The sequence below is a fragment of the Sphingomicrobium nitratireducens genome (genome assembly GCF_026157035.1).
In the GTDB taxonomy this organism is placed as follows: Bacteria; Pseudomonadota; Alphaproteobacteria; order Sphingomonadales; family Sphingomonadaceae; genus Sphingomicrobium; species Sphingomicrobium nitratireducens.
In genome coordinates this window covers 293,184-315,994 of record NZ_JANJZA010000001.1, presented here as the reverse complement: position 1 = coordinate 315,994, position 22,811 = coordinate 293,184, and the positions used below count along the sequence as shown (strand labels likewise).

The window sequence follows — 22,811 nt, the reverse complement described above, 5'->3', positions numbered from 1 at the left end:
AAAGGCGTTCGCGGGCGCGGCGTCAAGCCTCGTGGCGGCGGGCAAGTTCCGCGGTGACTTCGTCGAGGCCGACCCCCGACGCTTCAAGCAGCACGGTCAGGTGGTAGAGGAGGTCGGCGCTTTCCGCGATCAGTTCCTCGCGGTCGCCGGCCGTGGCGGCGAGCGCGGTTTCGACCCCTTCCTCGCCGACCTTCTGCGCGATCCGCCTGGTGCCCTTCGCCAGCAGCCGCGCCGTGTAGCTTGCGTCGGCATTGCCCGCCGCAGCGCGCTGCGACACGATCCTCGCAAGCGTGCCGAGAAAGCCGGCAGGCGGCAGTCCGGTCGCGAAACAGTTGGCGTCGCCCTTATGGCAGGTCGGGCCTTCTGGCCGTGCGCGCACCAGCAGCGCATCCCCGTCGCAATCGACGTCGAGCGAGACGAATACGAGCCCGTTGCCGCTGGTCGCGCCCTTTTCCCACAGCGCCTGTTTCGACCGGCTCCAGAAGGTGACGCGGCCCGACGCCTTCGTTGCCTCGAGCGCGTCGCGATTCATGTAGCCGAGCATGCGCACTTCGCCGCTGTCGGCATCCTGCACGATGGCGGGGACGAGCCCATCCATCTTGTCCCAGTCGATGGTCACGTGCGTACCTCGAGCCCGCTCGCCGCGAGATGTGCCTTCAGGTCGCCGATCGCGATGCGCCGGTCGTGAAACACGCTCGCGGCCAACGCGCCGCTGCACCCGGCCTCGAACGCCTCGCGAAAATGGTCGGGGGTTCCCGCGCCGCCCGAGGCGATGACGGGCACCTCGACACATGCGGTGAGCGCGCCCAGCTGGGCGAGGTCGTACCCCCGGCGCACCCCGTCGCGGTTCATGCAGTTGAGGACGATCTCGCCCGCACCGCGCGCCGAGCCCTCCTTCGCCCAGTCGAGCATCGCGCGCCCGCTGTCGCGGGTCGCCTCGGGGCGACCGGTGAACTGCTTGACGCGCCAGGTGCCGTCCTCGTCCTCGAAGCTGTCGATACCAAGCACCACGCACTGACGTCCGAACGCGTCGGCGAGGTGGCCGATGAGGTCGGGATCGGCCAGCGCGGGCGAATTGACCGACACCTTGTCGGCCCCTGCCGCAAGGCAGGCCTCGGCGCGCGCGACGCTGTCGATGCCGCCCGCGACGGAAAAGGGGATGTCGATCACTTCGGCGACGCGGTGAATCCAGTCGGTGTCGAGGCTGCGCCCGTCCGCGCTCGCGGTGATGTCGTAGAAGACGAGCTCGTCCGCGCCCTCGTCGCGATAGCGCGCGGCGTGTTCCACGATGTCCCCGATCACGCGATGGTCGCGGAATTGAACGCCCTTCACCACTTTCCCGTCGGCAACGTCGAGGCAGGGAATGATCCTAGCCGCGGGCAATGGATGCCCCTTCCGATACGGTGAAACGCCCGTCCCAGATCGCCTTGCCGACGATTGCGCCCCCGATCCCCGATTTGCGCAGCAGCTCAAGGTCTGCAAGCTCGCCGACGCCGCCGGAGGCCTGCAATTCGACCATCGGCGAGGCGGCGACGATGGTGCGATAAAGGTCGATATTGGGGCCGCGCAGCATGCCGTCGCGGCCGATGTCGGTGACCAGCAGGTGGCGCACGCCTTCGAACCGCGCGAGCACGTCTTCGAGTGTCTCGCCGCTGTCCTTTTCCCAGCCGTGGGTCAGCACACGCGCCTCGCCGCCCGAGAGCCGGACGTCGAGCGCGAGCGTGATACGCGCCGCACCGAAGCGGTCGAGCAGGGAAAGAAAGGCATCCGGATCGGTCAGCGCGAGACTGCCGATCACGACGCGCTCGGCCCCCGCATCGAGCATCGCGGCGACCGTGTCGGCGTCGCGAAACCCGCCCGCGGCCTGCACCGGCCCCCGCGCCGCCATGCGGGCGATGAGCGCATGCTGGCGCGGCTTTCCGACCCGCGCGCCGTCGAGATCGACGACATGGACCAGGTCCGCGCCATCGGCGACGAAGCGCTCGACCGTCTCTTCCGGATCGGCCGGATAGGCCGTCGAGCGCGAGAAGTCGCCCTGCTCGAGCCGGATCGGACGACCGCCCAGAAGGTCGATGGCCGGATAGAATTTCATGACGCGAGAAACGCCTCCAGGTAGCGGGCGCCGGGCGCTGACGAGCGCTCCGGGTGAAACTGGGCACCCCACAGATTGTCCTTACGCACCGCCGCCGCGTGGCGTCCAGCATAAAGCATGGACGCTACGGAATAAGGCGATTCCGGTGCTGCAAAGCTATGCGCGAAGTAAAGTTGTTCATCCTGTTCGAGCCCGACGCCCGCGGCAACGTCCTTCACCCTCGTCCACCCCATATGCGGGACCGGCGTAGTCGGCGACGATGACAGTGCGGCGACACGGCCCGGCAATAGACCCAGTAGCGGGCGCTCGCATTCGTCCGAGGCCTCGAACAGCAATTGCATGCCGACGCAGATTCCGAGCGTGGGACGCACGCGCGCCTTGAGCGCGTCGACCAGACCGTGCGCCTCGAGCCGCTCCATCGCGTAGCCGGCATGGCCGACCCCGGGCACGACGAGCCGCTCGGCATTTTCCACTGCCCGCCGGTCGCGCACCAGCACGGGCTCTGCCCCCAGCCGCACGAAGCCGAGCCGGACCGATTCGACGTTGCCGTAGCCGAGATCGAGGATGGCGAGCGCGCTCACAGGCTGCCCTTGGTCGAGGGAATCCCCGCTCCCGCCCCGGTCGCGAGCCCCTGCCGGAGCGCGCGGCCGAACGCCTTGAAGCATGCCTCGACCTTGTGGTGATCGTTCTCTCCCTCGACACGCACGTGGATCGCCGCGCGCATGCTGTCGGCCAAGCTGCGAAAGACGTGCGCGGTCATCTCGGTGGGAAACCCGCCGACCGACGGCGCGGCGAAATCGCCCTCGAAGCGGCTGTAGGGTCGACCCGACAGGTCGATGCGCACGTCGGCGCTGGTCTCGTCCATCGGCAGCGCGAAGCCGAAACGGCCGATGCCTCGGCGATCACCCAACGCCTTGTCGAGCGCGCTCCCTAGCGCGAGCGCGACATCTTCGATCGTGTGATGCGCGTCGATGTCGGTGTCGCCCTCGCACGAAAGCGTCAGTCCGAACCCGCCATGCGCCGCGACCTGGTCGAGCATGTGGTCGTAAAAACCGATGCCCGTGTCGATCCGTCGCGGCGCACCCGGCGTGTCGAGGTCGATCTCGAGCGCGATGCGGGTTTCCTTAGTGTCGCGTGTCAACGCGGCACGGCGGGGAGCCGGGCGCTCTGGGGCGATCCCGAATACGGCGAGGACGGCGTCGTTTTCCGCCTCGGTGCCGACCGTGATCCGTACCGCGCCGGGCGCTGCCGAGGGGCGGAAGCGAACCTTCACGCCCGCTGCGGCGAGGCGGCGGGCGAGGGTGGCGGGGTCGGCGACGTCGAGGAAGAGGAAGTTGCCGCCTTGGCGCAGCGAGCGGATTTCGTCGACCGCCGCCAGCCGCTCCGAAAGGCGCGCGCGATCCGCGATGAGTCTCGCGATGCGCCCGGCATGCAGCGGCATGCGCTCGGGCGCGAGCGTCGACAGCGCCGCCTCGATCGAGGGGAGCGGGAGCGGGTAGGGCGGCGAGACCTTCGCGATCCACGTCACGATGTCGGGCGACGCGATCGCGCACCCGATACGCGCGCCTGCCAGCCCGTAGGCCTTGGACAGGGTCCGCAGCACGACGAGGTTCGGGATCTCGCCGGCCTCGGGCGCAAGGCTCTCCTGGTCGGCGAATTCCCCATAGGCCTCGTCGGCGACGACCAGCGTCTCGGGCAGCGCCGCCGCGATGCGCTTCACCACGTCGGGGGCGACGGGCGTCCCGGTCGGGTTGTTGGGCGTGCACAGGAACAGGAGTTTCGGCGCAGCCTCGCGCGCGGCGGCCAGCGTCGCTGCCTCGTCGAACAGAAAGTTCTCGCCCATACGCACCGTCTCGACCGACGCGCCCTGGATCCGCGCGAACTGCGCGTAGGCGGAAAAGGTCGGCTCGACGACGAGGATCTTGTCCTCGCCGGGGCGCAGGAAAGCGCGGCAGAGCAGGTCGATCGCATCGTCGCTGCCGCGCGTGACCCACAGCGAGGTGGGATCGCACCCGTAAAGCGCGGCGAGGCGCGCGCGCAGGGTGGCGGGTTGCGGCTCGGGATAGCGGTTGATCCCCGTTCCGCCGCCGAGCGGTTCGAACGGGTTCTCGTTGGCGTCGAGGCGGATCGTGCCGGGCACCGGCGCTCCTGCAAGGTCGGGGGCAGGCAGGTCGGCAAGATCGGGGCGTCCGAGGCGCGCGGCGAGGCTCACGAAACCGGCTCCGCCATGGCGCGGGCCTCGGCGGCACGCGCGTGCGCTTCGAGCCCTTCGAGCCGGGCCAGCGTCGCGGCGGGCGCGGCCAGTTCGCGCGCCGCCTCGTCGGTGACGCGCTGGACACTGATCGTCTTCATGAAACTGTGCACCGTGATCCCGCCGCTGTGGCGCGCCGCGCCGTCGGTCGGGAGCACGTGGCTCGACCCGGCAAGATAGTCGCCCAGCGTTTCGGCGGCGGCGCGCCCGACGAAGATCGCGCCGGCATTGGTGATGCGCTCGGCGACCCGCTCGGCCGATTTGTCGCCAAGCGCCAGCGACAGGTGTTCGGGCGCGTAGGCGTTGGCGATCAGGGCTGCCTCGTCGAGGTCGGCACAGGTCAGCGCGCGAACCGGCGCGAACCCGCCGCCCATCGCGCGCGCCTGCTCGCCGACCTGGCGCATCGCCGCCTCGGCAAACGCCCGGTCGGTGGACACGAGGATCGCCTGCGCGTCGGCATCATGCTCGGCCTGGCTGAGGAGGTCGGCGGCGACGATCCGCGGGTCGGCCTTCCCGTCGGCGATGACCATCAGTTCGGACGGGCCCGCGGGCAGGTCGAGGGCAGGGCCGCCCGGCCGCGCCGCGACCATCGCCTTGGCGGCGGCCACCCAGGCATTGCCGGGACCGCACACGAGATCGACCGCGGGAATGTCGCCCGCGCCGAAGGCCATTGCGGCGATCGCCTGCGCGCCGCCCACGGTCCAGATCCGTTCGATCCCCGCCAGTTCGGCAGCGAAGGCGATCGCCGGATCGAGCCCGCCGCCCTGGCGTGGCGGGGTGACGCAGACGAGTTCGCCAACGCCGGCGCAGCGCGCGGGGAGCGCCAGCATGAGGAGCGTCGAGAAGAGCGGCGCGCGCCCGCCCGGCACGTAGAGCCCGACCCTGTCGAGCGGGACCCAGCGCTTGGTCACCGTGACGCCGGGCATGGTCTCGACCGTCGTCGTGCGCGGGATGGCGACGCGGTGGAAGCGGTCGATGTTACGGCGTGCCAGCTCGATCGCCGCGATCGCGTTGGCGGGCAGCGTGCCGCGCGCCTTGCGCGCTTCGGGCGCGACCTCGACCGCCACCGGTGCGACGCCGTCCACGTCGCGCGCGATGCGGCACAGCGCGTCCCAGCCGCCCGACGCGACCTCGTCCGCGATCGAGGCGACACGCGCGGTCATCGCGCCGTCGCTGCGGCGGGCAGGTCGGGCGAGCATCGCATTGCGCTGGGCCTCGTCGGCGGCGCTCCAGTCGAGTATCTCGCTCACAGCATCATCTTTTCGATGGGCATGACGAGGATCGCGCTGGCCCCGGCCTTCTTCAACTGTTCGAGCGTCTCCCAGAAGACCGATTCCTGGCACACGGCCTGGACCGCGACATGGCCCTGCCGCCCGACCAGCGGCACGACGGTGGGCGCCTCCGCCCCCGGCAGGATGCGGCTGATGTCGGGGAGCGCGCTTTCGGGCGCGTTGAGGACGATATATTTGCTCTCCGCAGTGGCGATGACGCCGTCGATACGGGTCGTCAGCTGGTCGAGCTGCGCGGCGCGATCGGGGTCGATCGTCTTTGCGGTGCGCACCAGCACCGCCTCGCTGTCGAGCACGGTCAGTACGGGTTCGAGCCCGTTCGCTTCGAGCGTCTGGCCGGTCGAGACGAGGTCGCAGACATAGTTGGCGATGCCGAGGCGCGGCGCCAGTTCGACCGCGCCGCGCATCGTCACGACTTCGGCCGCGATCCCCTGTTCGTCGAGGAAGCGTCGCGTCAGGCGCGGATAGGAGGTCGCGATGCGGCTGCCCTCAAGGTCGGCCAGCGCGAAGGCCTGTCCGGCGGGCGCGGCCAGCTTGAGCGCGCAGCGTCCGAAGCCCAACCGGGCGATCACCTCGACGCCGACCTGCGGCTGTCCGAGCGCATATTCCTCGAGCACGTTCAATCCGACGATGCCCAGTTCGCACACGCCGTCCGCGACGAACGTCGGGATGTCGTCGTCGCGCACCAGCATCAGGTCGAGCGGGAAATTGGTCGCGCGCGCATTTAGCTGGCCCTTGTGCGCCTGGATCTTAAGGCCCGCCGATTTGAGGAGGTCCCGGCTCTGTTCCGCGAGGCGGCCAGACTTCTGGATCGCCATGTGGAGGCGGCTGCGGTCGGTCATTCGTCGTCGCCGTTCATACGGTCGAGGAGCGCGCGGTACCCGGCATTCTCCTCCTGCTTGAGGAAGCGTGCGACGCGGGTGATGGTCGTCGTCGAGACTCCCGTTTCCTCGTGGATCTGGCGATAGGTCCGGTCGCCGCGATCGAGCAGGCGCGCGACATGCCAGCGCTCGGCCAGCACGTGAAGTTCGGCGGGCGTGCACAGGTCGGCAAGGACCGCGCGCGCCTCGGACGTATCGGCGATCGACGCAACTGCCTCGGCGAGTTCGTCGATCAGCTGGGCGCGTGATTGCGCAAGGGGTGACTGGGTCATGAGCCTGTTACAACGTGTTAGAACGATGAAACGCGGATAGCGACGCGGTGCCGTGCTGGCAACCCCCGTTCGCTACGGCAAAAAGACCCGTTGACTTGGAACCCGATCCGGCCAAGTCTCGCATGCATGCGTGAGACCCGCCTCTCGACCCAGCTCGACCGCACCGCCGTTGCCGGCGGCCTGTGGTGGTGGCGCACGCCCTTCCTTTCGGCGGCGCGATGGCGCGGTCGGTGAACCTCATTCACCACCGATGACCTCTTGAAGACCCGCCGCAACCCGGCGGGTTTTTTGTTGCCCGAAAGGAAGAATAATCATGTTGATGACCGCTACCGCGCCCGCCGGCGCTGCCCGCCTGCCCGCCGACCGCGGGCCCGTGCCCAATCCGCTGCCGCGCCTGCTCGAAGGCGAATCGCTCGGCGACGAGGACGCGCAGCTATTGTTCGAGCGGCTCGTGCTCGGCCTGCTCGAGCCAGCCGAAATCGGCGCGATGCTGATCGCGCTGCGGATGAAGGGCGAGACCGCCGCCGAAATGGCGGGCGCCGCCCGCGCGCTCCAGTCCGCCGCGACCCCGTTCGAGCGGCCCGACTATCTGTTCGCGGACTGTTGCGGCACGGGCGGGGACGGGTCGGGGCTGATCAACGTCTCGACCGCCACCGCTCTGGTCGCCGCCGCGTCCGGCCTGCCAGTCGCCAAGCACGGCAACCGCTCGGTGTCCTCGCGCTGCGGCTCGGCCGACGTGCTCGAGGCACTGGGTGCCAGGCTCGATCCCGCGCCCGCTCGGTCACGCGAAATGCTCGATGAACTCGGCTTCTGCTTTCTCTACGCGCCCGCCTTCCATCCCGGGATGAAGCATGCCGCACCGGTCAGGCGTCAGCTCGGCGTGCGCACGATCATGAACCTGTTGGGCCCGTGCGTGAATCCCGCGCGCCCGCCCGTCCAGCTTCTCGGCGTTGCCGACCCGGCCCTCCTGAACCGGATCGCGGCGACGCTCGCGGCGACCGGCGTGACCCACGCGCTGGTGCTGCACGGCGCGGGTCTCGACGAAGTCGCCCTCCACGGCGAGACCCGCGCCCTCCTGCTGCGCGACGGGCGCACCGAGGACATGACGATCCGTCCCGAGGATGCCGGGCTCGAGCGCCAGCCGCTCGACGTCGTCACCGGCGGCGATCCTGCGACCAACGCGAAGCGGCTGCGCGCCCTGCTCGACGGCACGGGCGGGCAGGCGGATCGCGCCATCACCATCCTCAACACGGCAGCACTGCTGATGACGGCAGGCGTCGCTACAGACCTTCGTGACGGCGCGGCGAGAGCGGCCAATACGATCGACAGCGGCGCGGCCGGACACCTGCTCGACCGATTCGTGGAGGCGAGCCGTGGTTGACGTCCTCGCCCGCATCGTCGCGCGCAAGCGGCAGGAAATGGCGTCACGGCTCGGCGGCCAGCCGGTCGAGGCCGCGCCGACGCATCGCTCGCTGAGGGCGGCGCTTTCGAAGCCGGGCGTGCGCTTCATCATGGAGATCAAGCCGCGCTCGCCTTCGGGGCACCGCGCGCTCCACCACGAACGCGACGCGCTCGCCGCCTACCGCCCGGTTGCCGACGCGATCAGCGTGCTGACCGACGAGGAGGATTTCGGCGGCTCGCTCGACTTGCTCGAAGTCGTGCGGCGCGACTTTGACGGGCCGATCCTCGCCAAGGACTTCATCGTCGACCCCGCGCAGGTTTCCGAGGCGCGGCGCGCGGGCGCCGACGCAGTGCTCGCCATGCTCTCGGTCCTCGACGACGAGCAAACGAGGTCCGTCATGGCCGAGGCGCGGCGCTTGGGCATGGACGTGCTGGTCGAGGTGCGCGACGAGGACGAACTGGGCCGCGCGCTCGCGCTTGGCGCGATCCTCGTCGGCATCAACAATCGCGACCTTGCGAGCCTGCGGGTCGACCTCGCCACCACCGAACGGCTCGCCGCGCTCGTCCCCGATGACGTCATCCTCGTCAGCGAGAGCGGCATCGCCGGGCGACGCGACGTCGAGCGGCTCGCGCCGATGGTCGACGCCTTCCTTGTCGGCTCGGCGCTGATGGCCGCCCCCGACATCGACCTCGCCGCGCGCGCGCTGGTCCACGGACCGATCAAGTTGTGCGGGCTGACGCGCGAAGAAGATATCGCGCTCGCGTCACGCCAAGGCGCGACCCATGCGGGGCTGATCATGGTCCCGGGCACGCCTCGCGCCGTCGCGATCGACCGCGCCGCCACGCTGGCCGAGACCGCGCGCGCCTCGGGCCTGAAGACGGTGGGCGTGTTCCGCGACGAGGGACCTCGCGCGGTGGCGGACGCTGCCAGCCGGCTCGGGCTCGACGCGATCCAGCTTCACGGGCGCGAAACGGGCGCGATGATCGAGAGCCTGCGCCGCCACCTCCCCCGGTCGAGCGAAATCTGGACGCTGTGCGGGGTAGGCGACCACGCCGCCCCACCGCGTGGCGGCGACCGAACCCTGTTCGACACAATTGCAGACGGGCGCAGCGGAGGCACGGGTCACGCCTTCGACTGGAAAGCGATCGCGGGACGGCCGGACCTGCGAAAGGCGTTCCTCGCGGGCGGCATCGGTCCCACCAACGCGCGCGACGCGGCGAGGCTCGGCGCCTACGGGCTCGACATCGGATCGGGAATCGAGGCGCGCCCTGGCGAGAAGGATGCGGGCAAGGTCGCCGCCCTTTTCGCCGCGCTGCGCCCTGCCGACCGGAGGGCCGCGCGATGTTGATGCAGACCCGCTTCGGCGATTTCGGCGGCGCGTTCGTGCCCGAAATCCTGCTGCCCGCGCTCGAGCAGCTCGAAGCCGCCTTCCTCGACGCGCAGTCCGACCCGGCCTTCGCCGCCGAACTCGAGCACCTCCTCACCACCTATGCCGGGCGCCCGACCCCGCTGACCCGTTGTCGCAACCTCGGCAGCGAAAAGGTGCGCCTCTACCTGAAGCGCGAGGATCTGCTTCACGGCGGCGCGCACAAGACCAACCAGGTGCTCGCGCAGGCGCTGCTGGCGAAACGGATGGGCAAGTTGCGGCTGATCGCCGAGACGGGCGCGGGGCAACATGGCGTGGCGACCGCGATGGCAGGCGCGCTGATGGGGCTCGAGACGCGCATCTACATGGGCGCCGAGGACGTCGCGCGGCAGCAGCTCAACGTGTTCCGCATGGAGCTGATGGGCGCCGAGGTGGTGCCGGTCGAAAGCGGCGGGCGCACTCTCAAGGACGCGGTCAACGAGGCGCTGCGCGACTGGACCGCGAGTTTCGAGGACACGCATTACCTGCTCGGCACGGTCGCGGGCCCGCATCCCTTCCCGACGCTGGTGCGCGACTTCCAGAAGGTGATCGGCAAGGAAGCGCGCGAACAGATGCTCGCGATGGAGAGCCGCCTGCCCGACGCGGTCGTCGCGTGCGTCGGCGGCGGCTCGAATGCGATCGGCATCTTCACCGAATTCGTGCCCGATGCCGAGGTCGCGCTGATCGGCTGCGAGGCAGGCGGCGACGGCAAGGGGCGTGACGGCGCGACGATCGGGCACGGCAAGCCCGGCATCCTCCACGGCGCGCACACGATGCTGATGCAGGACGAAGACGGGCAAGTGGTCGACAGCCATTCGGTCTCGGCGGGCCTCGACTACCCCGCGGTCGGCCCCGAGCATGCGCACCTCGCCGCGACGGGCCGCGCCACTTATGTGCCGGTCACCGACCGCGAAGCGCTCGACGCGTTCCGGACTCTGGCGCGGCGCGAAGGGATCATTCCCGCCTTCGAAAGCGCGCACGCGGTGGCCCATGCGCTCAAGCTCGCGGACCAGGCCGAACGCGAGGGCAAGGAATTGGTGCTTCTCGTCAACCTGTCGGGGCGCGGCGACAAGGACATGGCGCAGGCGCAGGCGCTCCTGGGAGGCGGCGCATGACCCGCCGCTATGACGCCATGTTCGCCGCCTGCCGCGAAGAGGGACGCGGAGCGTTCGGCGCCTTCCTGATGATCGGCGATCCCGACCTTGGCGCCAGCGAGGCGATGATCGAGGCGGCGATCGCAGGCGGCGCGGACATGCTCGAGCTCGGTATTCCCTTCTCCGACCCGGTCGCCGACGGACCCGTCATCCAGGCGGCTGCTTGCCGCGCATTGGGCGCGGGGACGACGCCGAGCAAATGCCTCGAGGTGATCGCGACCATCCGCGCGCGCCATCCCGACATCCCGATCGGCATCCTCACCTACGCCAATATCGCGGTCGCGCGCGGGGTCGGGCAATTCGCGGGCGAACTGGCGAAGGCGGGCGTCGACAGCCTGCTCCTCGCCGACATCCCCTCGCTCGAGGCCGCGCCCTTTGCGGCTGCGATCCGTGCCGCAGGCATCGCACCGGTCCTGATCGCGGCCCCCAATACGCCCGACCAAGCCCTCGCGGCCATCGCTCGGCTCGCGGGCGGCTACACCTATTGCGTGGCGCGCAAGGGGGTGACGGGCGCGAAGGACGACATGGAACTCGACCATACCCGCCTGTTCGAGCGGCTCGCCGCCCTCGGCGCCCCGCCGCCTGTCCTGGGATTCGGCATCGGCACGGCAGCACAGGTCCGCGCAAGCCTCGACGCGGGCGCCGCAGGCGTGATCAGCGGGAGCGCTATCGTCGCGGCGGCGGCAAAGTCCGGAGACCATGCGGTCGCCGTCGAACGAGTCGTCGAAGACTTGGCCTCCGCAACAAAATCCAAACGGGCACCTAGACAGGCGCAGGCCTGTGCAAATTGATCGAATGCAAGGAAAAATGGAGCGGGCGAAGGGATTCGAACCCTCGACCCTCACCTTGGCAAGGTGATGCTCTACCCCTGAGCTACGCCCGCTCACTGGCGGACCGGATTCGCGTGGACCCGGTCGGGTGGAGGGGCAGATAGCGGCGAGCGTGCATGCGTGCAAGACCCTTCTTGGCTGCGCTTGTGCTTTTTGGCTGCTGCCCCATATGAAGGGCACGAAACGACAGGCGAAGGAGCGGGACTTGGTTGCACAGCTGGGCATGAGCGAAGCGGAACGCGAAGCGATCGAAGCGTTTCAGCGCGACGTGCTCGAGCCGTCGATGGACAGCCTCGTCATCCTCCAGTTCACCGCCGAGTGGTGCGGCCCGTGCAAGCAGCTGACCCCGATCCTCGACCAGGTCGCCGCCGACTATGCCGACAAGGGCGTGGTCCTCAAGCGCATCGACGTCGACACCGACAAGATCATCGCCGCGCAGTTCCGCATCCAGTCGGTGCCGACCGTCTACGCGCTGTTCCAGGGCCAGCCAGTCGCCGACCTCACCCAGTATCGAACCCCCGGCCAGATCTCCCAGGCGCTCGACCAGATGCTCGGCCAGTTGCCGGTGAAGGGCGAAGCGCAGGACCGCGCCGCCGAGGTCGAGCCGCTGATCGCGATGGGCGAGGACGTGCTCGACGGCGGCGACGGGGAGCGCGCGACGGGCATTTTCGCGCAGTTGATCGAGATGGACCCGGGCAACCCGAGGATCGTCGGCGGACTGGCCCGCGCATTGCTCCTCGCCGGAAAGGCCGACGAGGCGACCGCATTGCTCGATGCCCTCGACGAGAAGCTTGCCAACGACCCCGCGGTCACCCGCGCCCGCGCGATGCTCGACATCGCCGATGAGGGCGAGGAAGCGGTCGACACATCGGCCTATGTCGCGCGGATCGAGGCCGAGCCCGACGACCACGCGGCGCGCTTCGAGCTCGCCAAGGCGCTGATGGCCAAGGGCGATCGCGACGGCGCCGCCGACCAGCTGCTCGAAATCGTCAAGCGGGACCGCGACTGGAACGAGGGCGCGGCGCGGCAGAAATTCCTCGCCCTGCTCGAGGCTTCCGGGCTCGAGGATCCGTGGTCGGGCGCCCAGCGTCGCCGCCTCTCGGCGCTGCTATTCACATGATGGGGTCGCGTCCCGCACGGGTGAAGATCTTCCCGCTGGCCGGCGCGCTCCTGTTCCCGCGTGCGCAATTGCCGCTCCACATCTTCGAGGACCGCTATCGCGAGATGGTCGAGCATGCGCTGGAAGGCGACCGCCGCATCGCGATGATCCAGCCCCAGCACACCGACGAGGGCGCGCCGCTCCACCAGGCCGGCTGTCTCGGCGAGATCGTCGGCGTCGAGGAGCTCGAGGACGGGCGCTACAACATCATCCTCCAGGGCACCGAGCGGTTCCGCATGATCCGCGAAGCGGAAAGCGACGAGGCCTATCGCATGGCCGATGTCGACCTCGCTGCCTTCGACGACGGCGACCCCGATCCGCTTGCCATCGCGCAGCGCGCCGCGGTCGAGGACGAGGCGCGCGCGTTCGGCCGGGCGCTCGGGCTCGAGGTCGATTGGGAATCGGTCGGGCGGCTCGACGACGAGACGCTGGTCAACGCGATCGCGCAGGTCGCCCCGTTCGACATCGGCGCCAAGCAGGCGCTGCTCGAATCGCAAGACCTGTCGGACCGCGCGTCGCTCCTCATCCAGCTGATGCAGTTTCAGCGCCTAGCGCCCGGCGGCGCGGACAGCGACCAGACCTTGCAATAGCGTCCCCCTTCGCCATGCTGGCGTCCGGGGGAGACAATCATGGCACTTTTTGAACGCGTCTTTCGCTGGCTCTACGCCGCCTGGTTCATCTTCTGGGGCGGGTCGAGCCTGACCATGCGGCTGTGGGGCGTAGGCGTCGCACCGCCCGCTTCCCAAGGCGAGGCCAAGGCGCTGATGGACACCGTCAACGCGAGTTTCATGGGGCCGATCGCGGGCGTGTGCTTCGTCATCGGCGGTCTCATGCTGCTGCGCGCACGTACCGCGCCGCTGGGGATCGCGATCCTCGCCCCGTTCGTCACCTACATACTCTTCTTCCACCTGCTGCTGACCGGCAACGCGGGCTGGGGGATCGCATGGTTTGCCGGATGGGCCGCGCTCGCCTGGTGGCATCGCGGCGCTTTCCGCGCGCTGGTTGGACTAGATCGGCAGCCCGCGTAGGAGAAGCGGCAGGTCGCCCGAGGTGCCGCGCGCCTCGGCCATCAACCGGTTCTTCAAGGGGCCGATCCGCTCGACCATGCCCATGCCGAAGCGGCGCACCTTCGAGGCGAGCTTGCCCGGCACGCCGTAGAGCCGTGTGAGCCCGTCGGTCGCCATCGACACCATCATGACGTCGAGCGACCGCCAGCGCTGGTAGCGGTCGGCAAGCTGGGAATCGCCCAGGTCCATGCCCAGCCGCGCGCCTTCGACCAGCACCTGTGCGAGCGCGGCCACGTCGCGATAGCCGACATTGACGCCCTGTCCCGCGATCGGGTGCATCGCGTGCGCGGCATCGCCGACGAGGACGAGCCGCCGGTCGGTCATGCGTGCGGCATGGTGAAAGCCGAGCGGATAGGAGGAGCGCGGCGCGATCATCTCGACCTTGCCCAGAAAGCCACCCATCGCGCCGACAGCCTCGGCGGCGAATTCTGCGTCGCTGAGCGCGAGATAGCCTTCCGCATCCTCGCGTGGCACCGACCAGACGATCGCCGAGCGGTGGCCGTTGGCGTCATCGTTCATCGGCAGCGTCGCGAACGGGCCGGACGGATAGAAAATCTCCCACGCCACGCCCTCGTGCGAGCGCTCGTGGCGGATGGTGGTGACGATTGCGGCATGGTCGTACTGCCAGCGCGCCATGCGGATGCCCGCCGCCTCGCGGCTCGGCGAGTTGCGTCCTTCAGCACCGACCAGCAGCGGCGCGGCGACGATGCTACCGTCCTGCAGGGTGACCACCGCGCGAAACTCGTCTCGCACGACTTTTGTCGGGGTCGACTTCCACTTTAGCGTGATGTTCGCGCCCGCTTCCGCCCGCGCCAGCAGCGCTGCGCGCAGGTGGCGGTTCTCGTGCATGAAGCCGAGCGGTTCGCCGTCTTCCCCCTCGCTCGGATCGAAGCACAGCCCGCCCGGCTGGAGCCCGTCGGCGACCTGGATCTTCTCGATCGGGCTGCCGGGTTCGGGAAGGTGGTCGGAAATGCCGATGACGTCGAACATGCGGTGCGTCGAGGAGGAGATGGCGGTCGTGCGCCCGTCGAAACTCGCGTCCTTGCGCAGGGCCGGGTCCGCAGGGTCGATGACCACGCTGCGCAATCCTCCGCTGTCGAGCGCGGCGGCCAGCGCGAGGCCGACCAGCCCCCCGCCGAGAATGATGACGTCGGTCTGTTCCATCTCCCCTCGATAGAGGCACGCCCGCAACGAGGAAAGATGGCAGTCGCGCCATTCGCTTGACCGGGGAGTCCGCCGGGCGGCATGATGGGCGCGAAGACCGGGAGGGACGAACACGAGATGGCAACCGCCGCACAGCGCGCGCGCAAGCGCGACATCGGGCCGGACTGGCGCGACAGCCTGAAAGCGTCGGCGCGCGCCTTCCTGCGCCGGATGGCCGGGATCGTCATGCTGGCGGGGACGCTGGCGCTGGGCGTCGCGCTGGCCACGCACGATTCGACCGATGCCTCCTTCTCCACCGCCGCCGGCGGACCGCCTGCCAACTGGATCGGCGGGGTCGGTGCCTACGTCAGCGACCTCGTCCTGCTCCTGTTCGGGCTGGCCTCGATCCTCGCCCTTCCGGTGCTGGCGATCAACGGACTGCGCATGGCGCGGCTTGCCCAGCCGGGTCATGCGAAGCGATCGTTCGGGCTGACCCTGCTGTCGCTGGTCCTTGTCGGGATCGGGATCGGCCTGTTCGCGGGCGACGCCGTCAGCGGCCTTCCCGCAGGCTATGGCGGTCTCATCGGCATGGCGGGCGCGACCGGGATCGACGGCCTCGTCGGAATGGTCGGCGATGCGGCGGCCGAGCAGGCGATCGGGTTCGCGCTGGTCGCCATCTTCGCAATCCTGGGACTGGCGGTCGGCGTCAAGGCACTCGATTTGCGGGAGGAAGAAAAGGCGTGGGTGGCCGACCGGCTGGCGCGCGATCCCGACGCGGAGCCGCGCGCTGCCGCGGCCAGTCTCAAGCGCAAGCCGCGCGACCAACGCGTCGCCGAACCGCCGCGTTCGAAGCCCGAGGTCGCCGTCGCCGAGCCGGCGCGGCCCGTGGTGCGCGCCGATGCCGCCAAGGGGCGCGGCAAGGCCAAGCCGGCGCCCGGCCAGGCCAGCCTCGCGCTCGGCGACAATTATGCGCTTCCCCCGCTCGACCTTCTCGCTCCCCCGCCGGAGGACGGTCACGACCAGATCGACCGCGCCGCGCTCGAGCGCAATGCGCGCCTGCTCGAAAGCGTGCTCGAGGATTTCCACGTGCGCGGCGACATCGTCGAGGTGCGCCCGGGCCCGGTCGTCACCATGTACGAGCTCGAACCTGCGAGCGGGATCAAGGCGAGCCGCGTGATCCAGCTGGCCGACGATATCGCGCGCAACATGAGCGCGCTATCCGCGCGCGTTGCGACCATCCCCGGTCGCAGCGTGATCGGCATCGAACTGCCCAACCAGGATCGCGACATGGTGTCGCTGTCCGAACTGGTCGGCAGCCAGGCCTTCGCCGACCAGAAGATGGCGCTGCCCATCATCCTGGGGAAGAATATCTCGGGCGACCCGGTCATCGCCGATCTCGCGCCGATGCCGCATTTGCTCGTCGCGGGCACCACCGGCTCGGGCAAGTCGGTCGGCCTCAACTGTATGATCCTCTCGCTGCTCTACCGCATGAGCCCCGAGGAATGCCGCCTCATCATGATCGACCCCAAGATGCTCGAACTGTCGATCTACGAGGATATCCCGCACCTTCTCGCGCCCGTGGTGACCGAGCCGGGCAAGGCGGTGCGCGCGCTCAAATGGACCGTCGAGCAGATGGAGGAGCGCTACCGCATGATGGCGAGCCTCGGGGTGCGCCAGCTGGCGAGCTTCAACAAGAAGGTCGCCGAGGCGAAGGCCAAGGGCAACCCGCTCGGGCGCAAGGTGCAGACCGGCTACGACGCCGACACCGGCCAGCCGACCTACGAGACAGAGGAGCTCGACTACGAGATCCTGCCGCAGATCGTGGTGGTGGTCGACGAGCTCGCCGACCTGATGATGACCGCGGGCAAGGAAGTCGAATTCCTGATCCAGCGGCTCGCCCAGAAGGCGCGCGCGGCCGGCATCCACCTGATCATGGCGACGCAGCGCCCGTCGGTCGACGTCATCACCGGCGTCATCAAGGCCAACCTGCCGACCCGCATTAGCTTCCAGGTCACCAGCAAGATCGATTCGCGCACCATCCTGGGCGAACAGGGCGCCGAACAGCTGCTCGGCAAGGGCGACATGCTCTACATGCCCGGCGGCAAGCAGATCATCCGCGTCCACGGACCCTTCGTGTCCGACGAAGAAGTCCGCCTCGTCGCCGACCATTGGCGCGGACAGGGCCAGCCCGATTATATCCAGGCGGTTACCGAGGAGCCCGAAGATGGCGGCTACATGTTCGACGGCCAACCGCTGGGCGAGGACGATGCCGAGACCCAGCAATTCCGCCAGGCTGTGCAGATCGTCGCGGAGAGCCAGAAGGCGTCGACCTCCTACCTCCAGCGCCAGATGCGGGTCGGCTACAACACCGCCGCGCGCCTGATCGAGCGGATGGAGAAGGAAGGTCTTGTCGGGGCGCCCGATCATGTTGGTCGCCGCGAGGTGTTGATCGACATGGACGGGCATCCCGTCTGACCGGGCTGAACGCGAGGGAACTTGCCAGTTCAGTCCGCATTCAAGCCTGACACGCCAAGCTGGCGTCGAAAAGATACGAGTTTTCGAGGAGTTTTTGCATGCTGAACGGCAAGGCCTTTGCCCGTTTCCTGGCGCCTGTCGCCGCTGTCGCCATGGTCGCGAGCGCCGCGCCCGTGCTCGCCGCGAGCAACGCCACCATCACTCAGGTCGAAAAGCACCTGTCGAGTACGCGTACGATGACCGCGCACTTCACCCAGACCGACAACAAGCGCCGCAGCATTTCGGGCACGCTCTCGATGAAGCGGCCGGGCAAGATCCGCTTCGACTATGGCAAGGCGGCCAACATGCTGATGGTCGCGGACGGTAAGAACCTCCACTTCATCGACTACGAGGTCGGCCAGAAGTCGAGCTGGGAGATCGCCAAGTCGCCGCTCGCCGTCCTGCTCGACGACAATCCGGATCTCGACCGTATCGCCAAGATCGTGCCTGCCAAGGACGAGCGGATCGTGATCGTGCGCGCCCGCGACGCGCGTCGTCCCGAATTCGGGACACTGATCCTCGCCTTCATCAAGAACCCCGCCGCGCCCGCCGGTCTCCAGCTCGAGGGCTGGACCGCGATCGACGCGCAGAACAAGCGCACCGTCGTGAAACTCGACGGACAGCGTTACAATGCGGGCGTGCCGGACAGCCGTTTCACCTATCGCGAGCCCAAGTAGGCGGCGCGAAGCCGTTTGAACTAGGCGGTTTTTTCGGTGGCGATGCGCAACTGTTAATCTTGCAGCAATCTACACCAATGTAAAAAAGGATGGTGGCTGCCATAGAGCCGGGGTTTCCCCCTGTTACCCGGACAGGCAGTTATCACCTTGCGTGACGAACGCTTGGTCGGCCCTCGTTCCATGCCCCCGGAGCGAGGGCCTTTCTTTTGTCCGCCGCACGCGCCTTTGCCTCTTGCGCCCCAGCCGCTAGAAGGCGCTCACACTCTAGTTCGGGACCGTTCGTGACACGTCTTTCCATTGCCAGTTGGAACATCAATTCGGTACGCGCGCGCCCGCACATCGTCGAGCGCCTGATCGAGGAGGAGGCGCCCGATGTCCTGTGCCTGCAGGAAACCAAGGCGCACAACGACGTCTTCCCGGCCAAGTGGCTGGCGGAGATGGGCTACGTCCACCAGGCGCTCAACGGCCAGAAGATGCACCACGGAGTCGCGATCTTGTCCAAGCTCCCGCTCGAGGAGGATCTGCGGCACGACTGGCAGGACAATGGCGAGGCGCGCCATATCGGCGTGCGCGTAGGCGGCATCCGGCTCGAGAATGTCTACGTGCCCGCGGGCGGCGACATTCCGGACCGCGAAGAGAATCCGAAATTCGGTCAGAAGCTCGACTTTCTCGAACGCATGACCCGCTGGAGCGAGACGCTCGCCGAGCCGACGCTGATCGTCGGCGATTTCAATATCGCGCCGCTCGAATGCGACGTGTGGAGCCACAAGCAGTTGCTGAACGTCGTCAGCCACACGCCGATCGAGGTCGAAGCGCTCAAGCGCTTCCAGGACAGTCACGAATGGGTCGACTTGGGCCGCAGGTTCATCCCGGCGCCCGAGCGCTGCTTCACCTGGTGGAGCTATCGCAACAAGGACCACACGGTGAACGATCGCGGGCGTCGCCTCGATCACATGTGGGCGAGCCCCGAGCTTGCGCCGCAGGTGACCGCGCACCGCGTGCTCGAACCGTGCCGGGGCTGGGACAAGCCGTCGGATCATGTCCCGCTGATCCTCGAGGTCGAGCTCTGAGCCGCGACGACGCCACGGCGCGCGCGGTCGCCGCGCTTCGGGCCGGGCGACCGGTCGCGATCGAGGGCGGGCCGGCCTATCTCGCGCTCGAGACGGGCAGCGCGGCCATGCTCGACCTGCTCGACGAGGACGCGAAGGCGCCGCTGCTGCTGTCGGGCGGCCGCGCCGCAATCCTCGGCCTCGGCAACCGCCTGGCCGCGGCCGACCCCGGCGATCCCGTGCGCATCGAGCGCGCCAAATGGCTGGGACGCGATCAAGCGCTCTCGCTGGCCGATCCCGCCGAGGACGCCAGCCGCGCGCCGATCGGACCATTGAAGCCCCTCGGGCACGAGGGCAGCGACCGCACCGCGCTCACGTTGGCGCGATTGGCAGGGTTGCTGCCGGCGCTGTGGGTGCTGGATACCGTGCCGAGCGGCGCGGCCACGATCGATGCGCAGGCGCTCGAAAAGGCGCGCGGACAGGTCGAACTGGTCAGCCGCGCCCGACTCCCGCTTGACGCCATGCCGTCAAGTCAGATGGCGGTTTTCCGGGACTTTTCGAACGGGGAGGAGCATGCTGCCCTGATCGTGGGGGCATTCGCGGGCCGGCCGCCCTTGATCCGTCTCCACTCCGAATGCCTGACCGGGGACGTGTTCGGCAGCCTGAAATGCGACTGCGGCCCGCAGCTACGCGAAGCCCTCGACCGGATCGGCGAGGAAGGCGGGGGCGTCCTGCTCTATCTGCGCCAGGAAGGTCGCGGAATCGGGCTCGCCAACAAGCTGCGCGCCTATGCACTCCAGGATCGCGGGCTCGACACGGTCGACGCCAATCGACGCCTCGGCTTTGCCGACGACGAGCGCGACTATCGGCTTGCCGCCGCGGTGCTGCGCGCGCTCGGGATCGCCGAGGTCAGGCTCCTGACCAACAATCCCGCCAAGGTCGCCGGCCTCGAGGGCGAGGGCGTCCGGGTCGTCGAGCGGGTCGCGCATTACCTGCCGACCAATCCGCACAATGCCGACTATCTCGCGACCAAGAAGGCCCGCTCGGGCCATCTCGACTAGGGGTCAGCCGCGCGGTCCGAACAGGGCCGAGCCGACGCGCACGCAGGTTGCCCCCAGCTTGACCGCGCTTTCGTAGTCATCGCTCATCCCCATCGACAGGCCGTCCAGCCCGTGACGCCGTGCCAGTTCCGCCAGCAAGGCGAAGAAGGGCGAAGCCTCGAGTCCCTGCGGGGGAATGCACATCAGCCCGGCGAGCGGCAGATCCGCCGTTCGCACTTCCTCGAGGAAGTCGCCGAGATCCTTCACGGCGACCCCGCCTTTCTGCTCCTCGCCGCCGATATTGACCTGCACGAATAGCTCGGGCCGGACCTCTTCCTTCGCCAGCGCCTCGATCAACGAGCCACGATCCAGCGAGTGGATCACGTCGAACAGTGAAGCCGCCTCGCCCGCCTTGTTGGACTGGAGCCGTCCGATCATGTGGAGACGCACGCCGGGATAATCGGCCTTGAGCGCGGGCCATTTTTCCATCGCTTCTTGCACCCGGCTTTCGCCGAAGCTGCGATGCCCCGCGTCGAGCAAGGGACGGATTTCCTCGGCGCTGCGCGTCTTCGAGACTGCAATCAGTTCCACGTCGTCGGGCTTGCGCCCGGCGATCGCGGCGGCCTTGGCGATTCGTGCGCGCACGGTATCGAGGGGGGTCAATTCGCTCATGCGCGCGCTATAGGAAGCGCGATGGCCGACCGGAAGACCCCTTGGCTGATGACCGATGCGCGGATGGCAGAGGCGTTGTGGCGCGCGCTCGACCGCCTGCCCGAAGGCGCGGGCGTGGTGCTGCGTCACGATGTCGAGGCATTGGCCGAGAGAGTGGCCGCCCGCTGCAAGGCTCGCGGTCTGATCTTGTCGATCAAGGGCGATGCGGCGCTGGCAAGGAACGTCGGCGCCGCGATGGTGCACAAGCCCCACGGAGACCCGCTCGGCCTGCCGTTCAGCCTACCGGTTCACGACGAGGCAGAAGCGGTCGCGGCGCGCGAGGCGGGCGCGGCGCTCGTCTTCGTGTCGCCCGTCCACGCCACGCGCTCGCATCCCGACGCCAAGCCGCTCGGCCCCGAACGCGCCGCGGCGCTGGCGCGACTGGCGGGCATTCCCGCGATCGCGCTGGGCGGCTTGGACGAGACGCGGTTCGCTGCGCTCGATCAGTCGGTGTTTCAGGGGTGGGCCGGGATCGGCGCCTGGATCAGAACTTGAAGGCGGTCCCGACGTAGACGGCCTGGCTGTCGCGGCGGGTATCCTCGCCGACCGGTTCGTCGACGCGTTCCTGGTCGATGCGATAGCGCACGCCGCCGGTGACCGCGATGTTGCGGCTGATCTTGAGCGCACCGCCGACGTCGAGCGAGTAGCTCTCCTGCGGCAGCACGACCGGTGCCGGGCTGCCCTTGCGGTCCGCCGATACGGCGACGCGGCCGGTGAACTTCTTGGCGTTGTAGGCGAGGCCGACCCGTGCGCTGTCGCGGTCTTCCATGTCCGGAACCGCCGAACGCGACTGGGCGACATCGCCCGACACGGCAAAGCGTTTCCAGCCGACCGCTACGCCCAAATTGTAGCTGGCGGGCGTCAGCTGGGTCGAGGTCATCGACTTGCCGGCAACGTCGCGGGTTTCCTTCGACCCCGTCACGCGAAGCGGCGACTGGCTCGACGCGGCACGAAGCGCGACGCGGACCTGGCTGGGCTTGCGCTTCATGCCTGCCGGCGTGAAGGCGAAGTCGCGCGGCGATTGGCCGGCGAAGCTGGCCGCGAGGCGAGAATCGGCGTTGGTCGGCGTGAAGCTGGTCGTCGGATCGAAGCTGACCGAGACCTTCTTGCCCTCCGCAGCGGCCGAATGACCGGGAAGGGCAATGGCGAGTCCCGCGCCGCACAGGCCAAGAGTCGCGACGCCAAACGCGCGGCGAATCATGGACTTGGCAGTGTTGAGACCCTGTTCGGTCACGAGAAACGACTCCACTAGACCCAAGAGGATATAGCGAGTCGATCGCAATGGTTCCATGCAGGGGCGCGATTCGAGCGCTGGCTGTGACCCGGACACCACAATCGCGAAGGCGCCAATGGGTGCTTGGCAAGCCTCGCGCGCCCGTCTAACCCTCCAACCAGACCTTCCGAACGAAGTTTTTGAGAAAGAGAGTGTCCATGGTCCGCCAGCTCGCCCCCAAATGCCTGCTCATCGCCGCCGCAGCCTGCGGTCTTGCCGCGTGCGGCAAGGACAAGGTGGCGCCCGTCGCGCTCGCCCCGGCGCAGATGACCCAGATCGGCGTCAACGCCTATCTGTGGCAGGCTGCGGTCGACACGCTTTCCTTCGCCCCGCTGCTTCAGGCCGACGCCAATAGCGGCGTGGTCATCACCGACTGGTACACCAGCCCCAACGCGCCCAACGAGCGTATCAAGCTGACCGTCTCGATCCTCGATGCGACGCTGCGTGCCAACGCGCTGCGCGTCGCGGCCAGCCGCCAGGTCAACCAGGGCGGCACGTGGGTCGAGGCGCCGGTGTCCGCGGCGACCGTCCAGAAGCTCGAGGACATCATCCTGACCCGCGCGCGCGACATCCGCCGGACCACCGTTTCGGGCGGATAAGGC

Annotated in this window: 24 protein-coding genes and 1 tRNA gene; 13 read left to right on the top strand and 12 right to left on the bottom strand. The window is 68.8% G+C overall.

Features of this window, described 5'->3' with window-relative positions; all coding sequences use genetic code 11:
* Nucleotides 1-22: 22 nt before the first annotated feature.
* From hisIE to NNY25_RS01555, 8 genes are read right to left on the bottom strand one after another with little or no spacing between them, the layout of a single operon-like run.
* Nucleotides 23-619 carry a bifunctional phosphoribosyl-AMP cyclohydrolase/phosphoribosyl-ATP diphosphatase HisIE gene (gene hisIE, locus NNY25_RS01590; RefSeq protein ID WP_338112453.1) on the bottom strand — a complete coding sequence of 199 codons (597 nt, stop codon included), beginning with the start codon at nt 617-619 and terminating at the stop codon, nt 23-25.
* Nucleotides 616-1,383 (bottom strand): imidazole glycerol phosphate synthase subunit HisF, encoded by a 768-nt coding sequence (hisF, locus tag NNY25_RS01585; protein ID WP_265569602.1) that lies wholly within the window; start codon nt 1,381-1,383, stop codon nt 616-618. Before hisF ends, hisIE begins: the two co-directional genes overlap by 4 nt.
* Nucleotides 1,370-2,092 carry a 1-(5-phosphoribosyl)-5-[(5-phosphoribosylamino)methylideneamino]imidazole-4-carboxamide isomerase gene (locus NNY25_RS01580; RefSeq protein WP_265569601.1) on the bottom strand — a complete coding sequence of 241 codons (723 nt, stop codon included), beginning with the start codon at nt 2,090-2,092 and terminating at the stop codon, nt 1,370-1,372. The genes hisF and NNY25_RS01580 overlap by 14 nt, the downstream gene beginning before the upstream one ends.
* A complete protein-coding gene (hisH, locus tag NNY25_RS01575) occupies nt 2,089-2,673 on the bottom strand; it encodes an imidazole glycerol phosphate synthase subunit HisH (protein ID WP_265569600.1) in 585 nt (194 codons plus the stop codon). Before hisH ends, NNY25_RS01580 begins: the two co-directional genes overlap by 4 nt.
* Nucleotides 2,670-4,304: a histidinol-phosphate transaminase gene (hisC, locus tag NNY25_RS01570; RefSeq protein WP_265569599.1), complete on the bottom strand. Its 1,635-nt coding sequence runs from the start codon at nt 4,302-4,304 to the stop codon at nt 2,670-2,672. Before hisC ends, hisH begins: the two co-directional genes overlap by 4 nt.
* Nucleotides 4,301-5,593 carry a histidinol dehydrogenase gene (hisD, locus tag NNY25_RS01565; RefSeq protein ID WP_265569598.1) on the bottom strand — a complete coding sequence of 431 codons (1,293 nt, stop codon included), beginning with the start codon at nt 5,591-5,593 and terminating at the stop codon, nt 4,301-4,303. The genes hisC and hisD overlap by 4 nt, the downstream gene beginning before the upstream one ends.
* Complete coding sequence (gene hisG, locus NNY25_RS01560; protein WP_265569597.1) at nt 5,590-6,474, bottom strand: ATP phosphoribosyltransferase; 885 nt, start codon at nt 6,472-6,474, stop codon at nt 5,590-5,592. The genes hisD and hisG overlap by 4 nt, the downstream gene beginning before the upstream one ends.
* Nucleotides 6,471-6,785: a YerC/YecD family TrpR-related protein gene (locus NNY25_RS01555; RefSeq protein WP_265569596.1), complete on the bottom strand. Its 315-nt coding sequence runs from the start codon at nt 6,783-6,785 to the stop codon at nt 6,471-6,473. The genes hisG and NNY25_RS01555 overlap by 4 nt, the downstream gene beginning before the upstream one ends.
* A gap of 313 nt (nt 6,786-7,098) precedes the next feature.
* Here NNY25_RS01555 and trpD point away from each other — a divergent pair, with 313 nt between their 5' ends.
* From trpD to trpA, 4 genes are read left to right on the top strand one after another with little or no spacing between them, the layout of a single operon-like run.
* Complete coding sequence (gene trpD, locus NNY25_RS01550; RefSeq protein WP_265569595.1) at nt 7,099-8,166, top strand: anthranilate phosphoribosyltransferase; 1,068 nt, start codon at nt 7,099-7,101, stop codon at nt 8,164-8,166.
* Nucleotides 8,159-9,535, top strand: coding sequence for a bifunctional indole-3-glycerol-phosphate synthase TrpC/phosphoribosylanthranilate isomerase TrpF (trpCF, locus tag NNY25_RS01545; RefSeq protein ID WP_265569594.1), 1,377 nt, complete (start codon nt 8,159-8,161; stop codon nt 9,533-9,535). The genes trpD and trpCF overlap by 8 nt, the downstream gene beginning before the upstream one ends.
* On the top strand, nt 9,529-10,707 hold the full coding sequence (gene trpB / locus NNY25_RS01540) for a tryptophan synthase subunit beta (protein ID WP_265569593.1): 1,179 nt from the start codon (nt 9,529-9,531) through the stop codon (nt 10,705-10,707). Before trpCF ends, trpB begins: the two co-directional genes overlap by 7 nt.
* Nucleotides 10,704-11,537, top strand: coding sequence for a tryptophan synthase subunit alpha (gene trpA / locus NNY25_RS01535; protein WP_265569592.1), 834 nt, complete (start codon nt 10,704-10,706; stop codon nt 11,535-11,537). Before trpB ends, trpA begins: the two co-directional genes overlap by 4 nt.
* 17 nt (nt 11,538-11,554) lie before the next feature.
* On the opposite strand, the gene NNY25_RS01530 is transcribed toward trpA, so the two are convergent.
* A tRNA-Gly gene (locus tag NNY25_RS01530) sits at nt 11,555-11,629 on the bottom strand.
* 170 nt (nt 11,630-11,799) lie between these two features.
* Here NNY25_RS01530 and NNY25_RS01525 point away from each other — a divergent pair.
* Genes NNY25_RS01525 through NNY25_RS01515 form a run of 3 tightly spaced genes read left to right on the top strand, consistent with a single transcriptional unit; the run spans nt 11,800 to nt 13,763 of the window.
* The gene (locus tag NNY25_RS01525) at nt 11,800-12,696 is read left to right on the top strand and encodes a tetratricopeptide repeat protein (protein ID WP_265571427.1); all 897 of its coding nucleotides are present in this window, start codon (nt 11,800-11,802) and stop codon (nt 12,694-12,696) included.
* Nucleotides 12,693-13,325 carry an LON peptidase substrate-binding domain-containing protein gene (locus NNY25_RS01520; protein WP_338112452.1) on the top strand — a complete coding sequence of 211 codons (633 nt, stop codon included), beginning with the start codon at nt 12,693-12,695 and terminating at the stop codon, nt 13,323-13,325. Before NNY25_RS01525 ends, NNY25_RS01520 begins: the two co-directional genes overlap by 4 nt.
* 39 nt (nt 13,326-13,364) lie before the next feature.
* Complete coding sequence (locus NNY25_RS01515; RefSeq protein WP_265569591.1) at nt 13,365-13,763, top strand: hypothetical protein; 399 nt, start codon at nt 13,365-13,367, stop codon at nt 13,761-13,763.
* Here the strand turns inward: NNY25_RS01515 and NNY25_RS01510 are convergent.
* A complete protein-coding gene (locus NNY25_RS01510) occupies nt 13,743-14,966 on the bottom strand; it encodes an FAD-dependent monooxygenase (protein ID WP_265569590.1) in 1,224 nt (407 codons plus the stop codon). The genes NNY25_RS01515 and NNY25_RS01510 overlap by 21 nt on opposite strands.
* Before the next feature lie 117 nt (nt 14,967-15,083).
* Between NNY25_RS01510 and NNY25_RS01505 the strand changes: the two genes are divergently transcribed.
* From NNY25_RS01505 to ribA, 4 genes are all read left to right on the top strand, one after another.
* The gene (locus tag NNY25_RS01505; protein WP_265569589.1) at nt 15,084-17,420 is read left to right on the top strand and encodes a DNA translocase FtsK; all 2,337 of its coding nucleotides are present in this window, start codon (nt 15,084-15,086) and stop codon (nt 17,418-17,420) included.
* A gap of 98 nt (nt 17,421-17,518) precedes the next feature.
* Complete coding sequence (locus NNY25_RS01500) at nt 17,519-18,136, top strand: LolA family protein (protein WP_265569588.1); 618 nt, start codon at nt 17,519-17,521, stop codon at nt 18,134-18,136.
* A gap of 281 nt (nt 18,137-18,417) precedes the next feature.
* The gene (xth, locus tag NNY25_RS01495) at nt 18,418-19,206 is read left to right on the top strand and encodes an exodeoxyribonuclease III (protein ID WP_265569587.1); all 789 of its coding nucleotides are present in this window, start codon (nt 18,418-18,420) and stop codon (nt 19,204-19,206) included.
* A complete protein-coding gene (ribA, locus tag NNY25_RS01490; protein ID WP_265571424.1) occupies nt 19,203-20,246 on the top strand; it encodes a GTP cyclohydrolase II in 1,044 nt (347 codons plus the stop codon). Before xth ends, ribA begins: the two co-directional genes overlap by 4 nt.
* 3 nt (nt 20,247-20,249) lie before the next feature.
* Here the strand turns inward: ribA and NNY25_RS01485 are convergent, their stop codons facing one another.
* The gene (locus tag NNY25_RS01485; RefSeq protein WP_265569586.1) at nt 20,250-20,897 is read right to left on the bottom strand and encodes a YggS family pyridoxal phosphate-dependent enzyme; all 648 of its coding nucleotides are present in this window, start codon (nt 20,895-20,897) and stop codon (nt 20,250-20,252) included.
* 21 nt (nt 20,898-20,918) lie between these two features.
* Here NNY25_RS01485 and NNY25_RS01480 point away from each other — a divergent pair, with 21 nt between their 5' ends.
* Nucleotides 20,919-21,431 carry a thiamine phosphate synthase gene (locus NNY25_RS01480; RefSeq protein WP_265569585.1) on the top strand — a complete coding sequence of 171 codons (513 nt, stop codon included), beginning with the start codon at nt 20,919-20,921 and terminating at the stop codon, nt 21,429-21,431.
* On the opposite strand, the gene NNY25_RS01475 is transcribed toward NNY25_RS01480, so the two are convergent.
* Complete coding sequence (locus tag NNY25_RS01475) at nt 21,421-22,170, bottom strand: hypothetical protein (RefSeq protein ID WP_265569584.1); 750 nt, start codon at nt 22,168-22,170, stop codon at nt 21,421-21,423. The genes NNY25_RS01480 and NNY25_RS01475 overlap by 11 nt on opposite strands.
* 197 nt (nt 22,171-22,367) lie before the next feature.
* Between NNY25_RS01475 and NNY25_RS01470 the strand changes: the two genes are divergently transcribed.
* Nucleotides 22,368-22,808 (top strand): DUF3576 domain-containing protein, encoded by a 441-nt coding sequence (locus NNY25_RS01470; RefSeq protein WP_265569583.1) that lies wholly within the window; start codon nt 22,368-22,370, stop codon nt 22,806-22,808.
* Nucleotides 22,809-22,811: the final 3 nt, after the last annotated feature.

Coding starts and splice junctions, on each gene's coding strand:
- NNY25_RS01510 (WP_265569590.1), bottom strand. CDS start 14,966: ATGGAACAGACCGACGTCATCATTCTCGGCGGGGGGCTGGTCGGCCTC.
- NNY25_RS01505 (WP_265569589.1), top strand. CDS start 15,084: ATGGCAACCGCCGCACAGCGCGCGCGCAAGCGCGACATCGGGCCGGAC.
- NNY25_RS01470 (WP_265569583.1), top strand. CDS start 22,368: ATGGTCCGCCAGCTCGCCCCCAAATGCCTGCTCATCGCCGCCGCAGCC.
- NNY25_RS01525 (WP_265571427.1), top strand. CDS start 11,800: ATGAGCGAAGCGGAACGCGAAGCGATCGAAGCGTTTCAGCGCGACGTG.
- trpA (WP_265569592.1), top strand. CDS start 10,704: ATGACCCGCCGCTATGACGCCATGTTCGCCGCCTGCCGCGAAGAGGGA.
- NNY25_RS01515 (WP_265569591.1), top strand. CDS start 13,365: ATGGCACTTTTTGAACGCGTCTTTCGCTGGCTCTACGCCGCCTGGTTC.
- NNY25_RS01520 (WP_338112452.1), top strand. CDS start 12,693: ATGATGGGGTCGCGTCCCGCACGGGTGAAGATCTTCCCGCTGGCCGGC.
- trpB (WP_265569593.1), top strand. CDS start 9,529: ATGTTGATGCAGACCCGCTTCGGCGATTTCGGCGGCGCGTTCGTGCCC.
- NNY25_RS01500 (WP_265569588.1), top strand. CDS start 17,519: ATGCTGAACGGCAAGGCCTTTGCCCGTTTCCTGGCGCCTGTCGCCGCT.
- NNY25_RS01555 (WP_265569596.1), bottom strand. CDS start 6,785: ATGACCCAGTCACCCCTTGCGCAATCACGCGCCCAGCTGATCGACGAA.
- NNY25_RS01480 (WP_265569585.1), top strand. CDS start 20,919: ATGGCCGACCGGAAGACCCCTTGGCTGATGACCGATGCGCGGATGGCA.
- NNY25_RS01580 (WP_265569601.1), bottom strand. CDS start 2,092: ATGAAATTCTATCCGGCCATCGACCTTCTGGGCGGTCGTCCGATCCGG.
- hisG (WP_265569597.1), bottom strand. CDS start 6,474: ATGACCGACCGCAGCCGCCTCCACATGGCGATCCAGAAGTCTGGCCGC.
- trpD (WP_265569595.1), top strand. CDS start 7,099: ATGTTGATGACCGCTACCGCGCCCGCCGGCGCTGCCCGCCTGCCCGCC.
- NNY25_RS01485 (WP_265569586.1), bottom strand. CDS start 20,897: ATGAGCGAATTGACCCCCCTCGATACCGTGCGCGCACGAATCGCCAAG.